A 10,335-nucleotide genomic window follows, 5' to 3' on the forward strand; every position below is an offset into this window, starting at 1 on the left:
TTCCAGCCCCATGCAAGATACTATCCACGCAATGTACGTACAAAATAAACAACCAAATAGACCCCAAGTGCAAACGCTATCTTCTCCCCAAGCTCCCCATAGAGCGGTGCGATGAGCATGATAAGGGTGATCCCCGTAATGCGCGCCAGCTCCTCCCACGAGGAATTCGCACGCTCGTGCACAATATCCTCGACCGCTGCAGAGATGCGGCTCCTCCAGCGTGTCAGCCAGAGGAAAATACCCGTGAGGATCATCCCTGCCGTCGTAAGGATAAAGAACACCCAAATCATCTTTGTACCGAGCATCTCATGCGTATGGATGTGGATATTCAGGAAAAACTGTGCCATCGTCAGCCATGGAGCTACCGGCACAAAAAGGGGATCACCGCCGCCTGCCGGAAGGTATGCCTGCTCTCCCAGCTGGAAGTCGGTGGGGCGTGCCGTCGGATCTGCGAGCTGGAATATATATAGTTCCTTTGGTGTCGCGGGAAGCCTCAGGGAGATGACCTCTTTTTTCGGGTAAGCAGCTTCGATCTGCGCCAGTGCCTCAGTCGCGGGGATTACATTCTCCGTCTGCATGCCCGTGAAGTGCTCCGCCGCCATCTCATGCGCCGTTCGGTGATAGTCCCGCATCCCCATGGAGTAGAGGACGATAAAGATGCCGCTCACGCACATGGCAATGGTCCAAACACCCGCAAATACGGAGGCAAATTTATGCCAATCCGACCAGAAGAGCCGATGTGTCTTTTTGCGCAGGGTACCGAAGGAGAGCTTCTTCATCATCGGCAGATAGAGATAGACACCGCTGATGACAGAGAAGATCGAGAGCACGCACATGAAGGCGAGGAAGTCACGCCCCTCCGTTCCCATGCCCATACGGACATGAAGGACGTGCATTGTGTGCATGAACGAGTGCAGCGTCTCCGAGCGGTATACGCGATCTGTGCGGTTGAACACCGTCCCCGTCCGCACATCGTACATAATCTGTTCGCCGCCCATGCGCATATGGGAGCGTGTCGCCTGTTTGCTCGGATCCTTGACGAGAAAGTAGAGGGTTCCATCCGCCCCATCCGGCGTAACAGCAAGGATCTCCTTAGATGGGAACGCACGCGTCACGGCATCTGTTCCCGCAGGCAGCGCCTGCCAGATCTCCGCAAGAGGCATGGGTTCTCCCCGCTCCGGCATGTTCACCGTATTCCACGCGTTGATCTCACCGCGAAACATGAGCGGCAGCCCCGTCAGTGTCAGCAGCAGCAGAAAAAGCGCACAGATGAGACTGACCCACTGATGAATGACATAGATTTTTCGCATACAATTGCCCTCAATTCATAAAGAGATTTTACCACCCCTATCATAACACAAAACGCATGAAAACGGGATACAAAAAAGAGGACGGCTGCGCAGTGCCGCGCAGTCGTCCCCCTCTTACTCGTCAGCCTTTCTCAATCTCGATCAAGGCGTATTTTCCGTCATTACGGCTGTATACCACATTGACCTCCTCCGTCTCCGCATTGCGGAAAACGAAGAAGCGGTGATTCAGCAGGTTCATCTGCATGATCGCCTCCTGCACATCCATCGGCTGGACGGCAAAATGCTTCGTCTTGACAACAGGGAATATGTCGTCCTCCTCAGGTATCGGCTGTACGAATGTCTCAACCGCCTCGGCCTTGAAGCCGCCGTGACGGAACCGTCGCTCGAGTTTCGTCTTCTGCTTTCGAATTTGACGCTCCAGCTTCTCGATCACGAGGTCAATGGAGCTGTACATATCTTCCGAATGCTCCTCGCCGCGCAGCAGGACACCACGCACGATGGGAGCCGTTACCTCTACCTTGTGATGCTTCCCCTCCACCGAGAGAAGTACTGAGATATCCCCGATGTCCTCGAAATACTTCGTGATCTTGCCGACCCGCTTCTCCACATAGTCACGCAGCGCCGGTGTAACCTCGACATTCTTTCCCCGAATCGTGAATGCAGCCATGAGACACAGCCCCTTTCTATCCACGGGAGCGATCTTATCTTCCACTCCCCTTTTATCTATGTATTTCGACATGAGCAGAAAAAAACCTGCAAAAGAATCGTTTTTCCCTAAATTCTGATTTTTCTTTGTGCCCTGCTCAGATCTTGATGCAAATGAAAAAGCCCGCTGTGTAAGCCGGGCTTTTCAAATCTGATCCGCTATTCTTTTTTTACGACGTTGTCCGCCTGGGGACCGCGCGCACCCTCGACGATTTCGAACTCCACTTCCTGTCCTTCGCTGAGGGTTTTGTAGCCCTCACCCTGGATCGAGGAAAAATGGACGAATACATCATCGCCGTCCTCGCGGGAGATAAATCCATATCCCTTATCCGCGCTGAACCATTTCACTTTGCCCGTCATATCGGCTCTCCTTTCTCTGGTGGAGAAAGCTCTAAAATCAGTGTTTCTCCTATATCGCACGTATGCTTCTCCTTATTATAAGAGCCGTATGTACGACTGTCAATGGGAGAAAACGAAACAAGGCGAAAAAGAAGGATTTCGCTGCGTTGATGCGCGCGGCAAGAGGTCTCAACGGTGCGGGAAAAACTTCTCCACGCGCGCAGACCGCGCACGTTCAAGCTCCTCGCGCCGCTGCATCAGCTCCCGATAGGCCGCGATATAGGCATCAATGTGCTGGTCAAGGAGCCGATGCTCCGCAACATAGCGGTAGGCATTCTCCGCGATCGTACGTCTGAGATCGGCACGCTGAATGAGGAGGTCCAGTTTCTCAGCAAACGCCTTAGGACTATGGCAGATCATGCCTGTCTCTCCATCGCGCACGGATCCCGCATAGACCGTTGGGGATGCGAGTACCGCCGCGCCATGCCCCGCCGCCTCGATGAACTTGAGATCGGATTTACCACGGTTGAACTCCGTGTCGCGCAGCGGCAGTAGTGCAATGTCCGAGGCATGCAGAGCTGCCGTGTAGCGCTCATAGGGGGCAACGATGGATGCATCTCTCACGCCGCCGGTAAACTCCTTCGCCTTCGTTTGAAGTGCCTCATAGAATCCATGATCCGAGACAACGCGGAAGAAGAGGCGATCGCCATACCGTCGGATCGCCTTGTTGATCGCCGGCATCAGCGGCTCCCAATCGGGGCGGCGGTTCAGCGCACCGAAGAAGATCGTCACTCGATCGGTCGATGCGTCATACGTGCGCTTCTCTGGGAGCTGCTCCAGCTGATTCTCAAAGATATAGATGTATGGATTGAACTCCCTCAGGTAGTCTGCCAGATACTTGGTCGAGGTCTGTAGGGCTGTGACAGCACGGAAGCAGAAAAAGTTCCCCTCCTCGACTGCAGACGTGATCCGCGGATGATCGTCAATCTCCTGGAGCAGGACATTTCCGCGGCCTGCATGTGCTGTCAGGAGATCATGCAGCCAAGGCTCCGGACGAATAACGGCACGCTCGAGGAGGATGATGCTGTCATGCAGATCGCCGATCTCATCCAGCTCGATCCCTTCATCGCCAGGATTGGTGCATCCACTCAGAGAAATGATGCCGCGCTCACGGAGGCGCTGCAGAGGAGCATCGAGGCGAACAGGTGCGCACCCCTCCACGCGATTCATCATAATGACATGAATATCAGGCAGTGCGGCCTCATATTCCTGACGCAGTGCAGGAGATACACGCGAGAGCAAGGGGGCGATCTGCGTGCGATCTTCCTCCAATTTACGCAGCACCGCCCGATGGTCCTCTTCTTTCGTCAAAAATACACGCTTTCGCCAGTAGTCCTCAATCAGACGCCGCCATTCAATGCGGCTGAGGACAATCGTATCCGGCAGCTGTCCCTCCTGTCCGTCATGCTGACGGAAGAGACTGAGCGGTCTGCTGAAAATGACTGCATCGCCCTTTTCAAGGAGCTCCAGCCACATGGCACAGGCCGAGATCGTCTGATATCCGCGTGATTGGGCACGCCAATAGTGATGTGTCAGATCACGACGCCGGAAGAGGACGGCCGATGGTTCGCCCAAAAAATTACTGCAGAACGCGAGCATTGCATGACCGAGATCCGCTCCCGGAAAGACACTATATGTATCGTAAACGGGCGGAACATCCGTCCACTGTCCGATGAAATCTCCGTTCCCATCAATGATTCCGCGCACCGAGGTAACGAGGGCCGCCGTCGGTTCGGATAGAAACGCATCCACCATCAGCGTGATCTTATCCGGCAGGAGAATATCATCGTCCATGCACCACTGCAGGAACTCTCCCTGCGCTAGGTGTTCAAACGGCATAAAGTTTTCTTCTTTGCTGTGTGCGTTCTTATTCCGCACATAGCGTACACGCACATCATCCCGATAGTCCTGCATCAGCTCCGCTGTGCGCTCGTTCGTCGAGTTGTCACAGACAATGACCTCAATATTCGGATAGGTCTGTGCAAGAGCACTCTCAAGTGTCTCATGGAAATATTCCGGCCGGTTGTACGTCGGGATCATGATGCTGACGAGCGGCGCCTTCAGAAGCGCCGTGCGCGCCGTTGCATGAATGAGCGGGAGATTGTGCGCCCACACAATTGTGCCCAGTGGTTGCTGCAGAATCGTCTCTGGCAAACCGATGTCGATGCCCCACCGCTCCATAAGGAGGAGACGTGCTTCGGAGCGTGTCAGATCAAAGAGCTCACACTGTCCCGCCCCCCTATGGGCAAGATAGACAGGAACGCGCAGGAGGTAAAAGCCCTCATATTTCAAACGGAACGAGAGGTCAAGATCCGCTCCTCCGCCCGTAAACAGCTCATCAAAACCATGCAGTCGGACAAAGGCTGAGCGACGTATGAGCAGTGCGAAGTCCTCGAGAAACAAGCTCTCAGACGGACTCGTGAGATGCTTTCGCACCCATGCACTGGGGTCTTCCCCCTTCGCTGCCATCTCCTCTGCTTTCAAATACTGCCAGGAGAACACCGTGCGATTGGATAAGGGGCCAACGGCAGCAATTTTTTCGTCCAACAGGAGTGTTTCAAGCAGCTTCTGCAGCCCCTCTGCCGTCAGGATGACGCCCTCCCGTACAAAGAGCAGGCTCGCTCCTGAGGCGGATGCGGCACCGCAGTTCCATAGAGCTGCCGCTCCGCTCTCATCAGATACGCAGAAACGGAGCGGCAGACCTTGCAGACTCCGCTGCACATCCCGTTCCATCTCTGCAGATGAGACGACCAGCAGCTCTGCCCCCATGTGAAGGGCAGCTGCTGCATCACATGCAGCCTCTGCCGAGGCGCGCAGGTAATCCGCATCCTCGACTGCTGCGATGATAATGCTGAGCGCACTCATGATTTCAGTGCGCGCAGGAGTAGGAAATCGGTCTTACGCATCTTTGCCGCCAGAGCAATTGCTTTCTCATGATCGCCCATCTCATGCAGCAATAGCGCCATATTTCGAAGGGCATCAATGTTGCCCGGATCGAGCTGAATGGTCTCCATGAGCAGGAGCTTCGCCCCCGCGTAGTCGCCGTCCATGTACGCAACGCCCGCAAAGGCATTGAGCGCACGGCATTTCTCCTGCGGACGGATCTGTTTGCTGAGAATCTCTGCCGCCATTGCCGCCGCATCGACCGATTTCTTTTTCAAATCAGCACCCACACGCTGGGATGCTGCCGAGGCTGGTACGGCCGGCGAAGGAGCAGCCGCCGCCTCCACCGAAGTGCCAAGGCCCAACAGATCTGCAATGTGCGGATACGCTGCACGCGTCTGATCGGAATGCAGCTGTGCATCGAGCCTCGCCAAACGCTTGATCTCCTCACGCTGTTCATCAGAGAGCGCCTTGCTGTGCACCGCAAGGATATGTTCATAAAGCTTCAGCGCATCATCTGCACGCTTCTCACGCTGACAGATACGAGCAAGGAGCATGCGGATCTCGATGTTGCTCGGATCCTTTGAGAGTGTATTCGTCACCCAACTCGCAGCACGCGTATAGTCACCCAGCTCAAAATAGGCGCGCGCGACATCCCCGAAGCACTCCTCTGGAGGATTCCCCTGCTCCAGCATGTCGGCAAAGGTGTTAATCACCTCTGCATACTCCTTTTTCTTCATATGTGCGCGAATCTGCTCGATCGTTGCAATCTTCTTCTCTGCCATCGTCATCGTTCCTTTCACATTTCGCTTTTCTTCCCGTCGTGCACGTTTTCTGCGCGTGCGCTCTGCACGGTTTTGCTTACGCTTCTTCATTGAGGTATCGCTCCCATATCATTTCATATGCCGCCTCCACGGCACGAACGTAGGCATTTGCATCCATGAGCGGCGATGCCCGCATCATACGCGGGATCGCCGTATGCAGCGCCGCGAGCAGCTCTGGATCACGAGCAAGCCCCACAGCGTACTCGACATACGCCGCTGGATTCTCTGCAACGAGTTCATTCAGCCCCACATTATGCAGGAGACTTGCGCCAAAGCGAGCCCCGTGCCGCGTCCCCGCCATCGTTATGACGGGCAGCCCCATGAGGAGTGCCTCACAGGTCGTCCCGCCTCCCTGATACGGATATGTGTCAAGGATGATGTCCACATCGAGATAGTCGCTGAGGTAGTCCTTTTCCCCCGGACGCAGTATGAGTCGACCGAGATCGATCCCCGCCTGTTCTGCGCGCAGGCGCATATGATCCAGAGCCGCCGTACGCGGATGAACATTCTTGAGCAGGAGTCGCGCATCCGGCACCCTACGCAGGATCTCTGCCCAGAGGCCGAGCGTCCCATCCGTGATCTTCGCAAAGTTGTTAAAACTCCCAAATACTACGGGAGCATGCGGTGTACGATGCAGATGCTCGTAGGGCTGAAACCGCTCCGACGGCGTAAAGCAGAGATGCGTCTGCGGCAGCCGCAGAATATCCTCCGCAAATAGGCGCTCCGTGCCCGACGGGTCACAGTGGGGGTCGCCCAGAAAGTAATCCATCGCAGGCAGTCCCGTCGTATCGAAGTATCCAATGCCCGAAATTTGGACCGGTGCCGGTTTGTATGCGGCAATCTGCAGCGTTTTCCCACCAGCTGAGTGACCGGCAAGGTCGAATAGGATATCCACACTGTCTGCATGGATGCGCGCCGCTGCCTCCGCAGGCGTGTCCTTCGAAAGATCGGTATAGCGATCTGTCATCTCGGCCACCCACGCCGTCACGTCTGAATGCTGCCCGCCCGCATCGTAGAGAAACACCTCGAAATGTGTACGGTCATAGGCAGAAAAGAGCTGAATGGAAAAGTTCAGCACGATATGATCGGTCAGATTCGGCGAAAGATAGCCGATACGCAGCTTTTGCCGCGGCCGCTTCTCGTGCTTGAACAGCGGCAGTTCACCAAGCATCTCCGCATAGAGCGCATGTGCGCTGCGCATCTCCTCATCTGTCACGTTCTCCGCATAGTGGAGATACATGAGATAGTCGCTGAGCGCTGCGAGACGTGCTGCCTGATCTGTGCGCGGCAGCTCCCACGCCATGCGCAGATGCGGCAAAGCGTTCTTCAGGTCAGCATTCCAAAAGAAGAGCTGCCCCATCAGCTCATGCAGTTCCCAGCGGCGTTCCTCGGGGCAAGAGCCGCTTTCCTCCGCCGCCTGCAGACGGCAGAGTGCTTTCTCTGTCTGCCCTGCTGCAATTGCTTTCTTCACGGCAGAGAGCAGGCATTCATCCGGATGTCTGCTCTGCTTGCCACGCTGCCCAGATCGCACGATAGCACTCCTCCATCTCACGAATATAGCGCTCCTGATCCATGACGGGCGATGCCTTCATTCGATCGCGCATCTCTCTGTGCAGAGCATCGAGCAGATCGAGATCTCCAGCGAGCGCCGCCGCAGTCTCAATGTAGTCCTCGATACGCTCCGAGGCAAGATCAGCGAGGCCAATATTCGCCAGCAGGCTGTAAGTGAAGCGCGTGCTGTGTCGTGCCGTATAGTACGACACGACAGGAACTCCCATGTAGAGTGCATCACAGGTCGTACCGCCGCCCGGCCACGGAAAGGTATCAAGTGCGATATCCACATCGAGATAGCGCAGCATATAGTCCTTTGTCGCTGGCTCGAACATCACGCGGCTCATATCAAAGCCGAGATTTTTCATCCGCTCATGCGCCGCCGCCACAACACCTCTCTGCCCATACGCACCATTTTTCAGCAACAGACGAGATTCCGGCACGCGCTCCATAATCTCTCTCCACGCAGCAAGCATGGGGTCCCTCAGTTTGCGATATTGATTAAACGAGGCAAATTGTATATACCCCTTCGTACGTGCAGGCGTTTCCATCGCTGCAGGCAGATTGATATGTCCATTATAGCAGAATTGACTCGTCAGGCGCAGTAATTTTTCAACATAAACGGATTCGCTGCCGCTGCCCTCCGGGTCGCAGTAGTGATCCGTCACAAAGTAATCGACCGTCGGCAGCCCCGTCGTCGCCATATAGCCGAGACCGGAGATCTGGACAGGTGCAGGCTTCCACGCAAGCGCAGCGAGTCCCGAGCCGGCTGTGTGCCCCGAGAGATCAAAGAGGATGTCGATCTCATCTGCATGGATCGCACCAGCAACAAGCTCCATATTACGTGCATCATCCGAGAGGTCACGCCACTGCGTCACAAGGCTTCGAAAGAATTCCGAGAACTGATCGGATGCACCGAGGCTATAAACATAGACCTCAAAGGAATTCTGATCAAAGCCTGCGAGAAATGGCCATATGAAATACTGCATGACATGCTCTCGAAAATCCCCGGAGATATACCCGATCCGTATTTTTTTTCTTCTTTGACGATTTGCATGAGAGTACTGCGATACGTCGGAAAAAAGTGAACCATAGTGCAGGCTTTTTTGATAGACCTCTGATGGAGGCACATCCAGCGCATTGAGTTGAAAAAGACTGGCACCGTAGTAGAAGCGGGACAATGCAATGTCCGTTGCCTCGGCCGCATACTGACGCGCATACACCGCAGCCATTTCGGGTCCATGAACAAGGCCCACATAGTTTATGCAGGTCTTCAGCAGCACCGACCGCACCTCCGACACGGCGGGCAGCCCCTCCTCGATGCGCTGCAGTCCATCATATGCGCGCTCATAGATCTCCCTGCCTGTTCCAGGCGGTGTTTTGCTGATGACAGACAGATAGATGCGCGCGGCTTCACGGTCACGTCCGACGCCTTCCGCCGCGAGCGCCCAACGTCCTGCAAGCGTCACCTGATCGGTGAAAAAATATGCCCACGCAAGGCTCATACGCTCCTCAGGCAGGAGACATTCCATGCTGTCCAAGGCATGTGCCGCAGAGATCACACGCCCCCAGTGCTCATGGGCAGCAGCATCGGAGAGCGCTGCTGCAAGTTCTCCACGCCTATCCTGCTGCCCCCTCACAAGAATACGGGAGTAAGCTCGCTCCACGGAAAACAGCACCGCACCAGCATCAAAGGCATCAAAGAGGCGCCAGTGCAGATTCTCGTGAAGTTCTGAAAGCTGCGGCAAACACGAAAGAAGGCGGCAAATTTCTGCGGGAAGTTCGCTCTCACTTGCGGTCAGCGGCAGCCCTAACTGCTGCATCAGGCAAAGCGCATGCTGTCCATGGACAAAATCAACGGCTGTGATGAGTGGGACAGAGTGATCGGCTGCATGACAAACATCCAGGAGATCAACATCAACACCACACACAAGATCAAGGCGATCATAGGGAAGCTCATCGACCAGCTCGAGCACTGCCGCCTCCGATCCTGCCGCCGCAAGCCGTGCAGCATCCTCCTCGGACAACGCTGCCCCGATGCACGCAGGCAGAATCAAACGAATGGCAGGAAGATGATGCAGCACACCTGCAAGAAGCGTGATGAGCGACGCCTGCCGCCCCTCGCCCAGCTCCCCCGCAATGCCAATCGTCGGTATATCGTCATCACAAAGAGGTGCACGGCAGGTGTAGCACTGTACACGATGAAACGGCGTATAACAATGTCCGAAGGTCGCATGCCCCTCGACTGCAGGCAAGGACATCGCAAGGTCCTGCGGACAGTCAGCAGCGAGTGAGACAATATGTGGTGCGGGCCGCCTCTGCATAATGGCATGAATACGATCGTCCGGCGTGCGCAGCGAGAGATCTACCAACAGGTCAATCTCATCCCGACGGATAATCTCTGCCGCTTCCTCCGGTGTGGTATCCCCAATCTCGCGCAGGGTCACTCCCTGGGCAAAAGGGGTGGTATCACCGCCAATCCCTGTATGATACGCATAGACATCAAAACGCGAACGATCGTAGGAGAAAAAGAACACAGGCAGTAAATCCCTCAGACGTCCGCCCCCTAGATCGGAGGAAAGATAGCCCAGGCGAATCCTTCGGTCGGCATAGGGCACCACTGTCCCCTCGCGTTTTCTCTCTTTTTTCTTCATTGCCTCTCC

Annotated in this window: 7 protein-coding genes; all 7 read right to left on the reverse strand. The window is 55.5% G+C overall.

The window, feature by feature from the left end; translation table 11 throughout:
* Positions 1-20 precede the first annotated feature (20 nt).
* The 7 genes from HMPREF1992_RS04410 to HMPREF1992_RS04440 all read right to left on the reverse strand — a co-directional run bounded on the left by HMPREF1992_RS04410 (position 21) and on the right by HMPREF1992_RS04440 (position 10,326).
* A complete protein-coding gene (locus HMPREF1992_RS04410; RefSeq protein ID WP_021684648.1) occupies positions 21-1,310 on the reverse strand; it encodes a PepSY domain-containing protein in 1,290 nt (429 codons plus the stop codon).
* Positions 1,311-1,431: 121 nt separating this feature from the next.
* The gene (gene hpf, locus HMPREF1992_RS04415; RefSeq protein ID WP_037358562.1) at positions 1,432-1,977 is read right to left on the reverse strand and encodes a ribosome hibernation-promoting factor, HPF/YfiA family; all 546 of its coding nucleotides are present in this window, start codon (positions 1,975-1,977) and stop codon (positions 1,432-1,434) included.
* A gap of 197 nt (positions 1,978-2,174) precedes the next feature.
* Entirely contained in the window at positions 2,175-2,375 is a 201-nt protein-coding gene (locus HMPREF1992_RS04420) for a cold shock domain-containing protein (protein ID WP_009656948.1), read from the reverse strand.
* Positions 2,376-2,543: 168 nt separating this feature from the next.
* The gene (locus HMPREF1992_RS04425) at positions 2,544-5,279 is read right to left on the reverse strand and encodes a glycosyltransferase (RefSeq protein WP_021684650.1); all 2,736 of its coding nucleotides are present in this window, start codon (positions 5,277-5,279) and stop codon (positions 2,544-2,546) included.
* Positions 5,276-6,172 (reverse strand): lipopolysaccharide assembly protein LapB, encoded by an 897-nt coding sequence (locus HMPREF1992_RS04430; RefSeq protein ID WP_021684651.1) that lies wholly within the window; start codon positions 6,170-6,172, stop codon positions 5,276-5,278. Before HMPREF1992_RS04430 ends, HMPREF1992_RS04425 begins: the two co-directional genes overlap by 4 nt.
* Positions 6,159-7,652, reverse strand: coding sequence for a hypothetical protein (locus HMPREF1992_RS04435; RefSeq protein ID WP_196801386.1), 1,494 nt, complete (start codon positions 7,650-7,652; stop codon positions 6,159-6,161). Before HMPREF1992_RS04435 ends, HMPREF1992_RS04430 begins: the two co-directional genes overlap by 14 nt.
* Positions 7,609-10,326: a hypothetical protein gene (locus HMPREF1992_RS04440; protein WP_021684653.1), complete on the reverse strand. Its 2,718-nt coding sequence runs from the start codon at positions 10,324-10,326 to the stop codon at positions 7,609-7,611. Before HMPREF1992_RS04440 ends, HMPREF1992_RS04435 begins: the two co-directional genes overlap by 44 nt.
* Positions 10,327-10,335: the final 9 nt, after the last annotated feature.

The organism is Selenomonas sp. oral taxon 892 str. F0426 (genome assembly GCF_000468035.1).
Taxonomy (GTDB): Bacteria; Bacillota; Negativicutes; order Selenomonadales; family Selenomonadaceae; genus Centipeda.

What these genes read in the sequence shown, in the direction of transcription:
- HMPREF1992_RS04410 (WP_021684648.1), bottom strand. Translation starts at nt 1,310, where the DNA reads ATGCGAAAAATCTATGTCATTCATCAGTGGGTCAGTCTCATCTGTGCG.
- hpf (WP_037358562.1), bottom strand. Translation starts at nt 1,977, where the DNA reads ATGGCTGCATTCACGATTCGGGGAAAGAATGTCGAGGTTACACCGGCG.
- HMPREF1992_RS04420 (WP_009656948.1), bottom strand. Translation starts at nt 2,375, where the DNA reads ATGACGGGCAAAGTGAAATGGTTCAGCGCGGATAAGGGATATGGATTT.
- HMPREF1992_RS04425 (WP_021684650.1), bottom strand. Translation starts at nt 5,279, where the DNA reads ATGAGTGCGCTCAGCATTATCATCGCAGCAGTCGAGGATGCGGATTAC.
- HMPREF1992_RS04430 (WP_021684651.1), bottom strand. Translation starts at nt 6,172, where the DNA reads ATGAAGAAGCGTAAGCAAAACCGTGCAGAGCGCACGCGCAGAAAACGT.
- HMPREF1992_RS04440 (WP_021684653.1), bottom strand. Translation starts at nt 10,326, where the DNA reads ATGAAGAAAAAAGAGAGAAAACGCGAGGGGACAGTGGTGCCCTATGCC.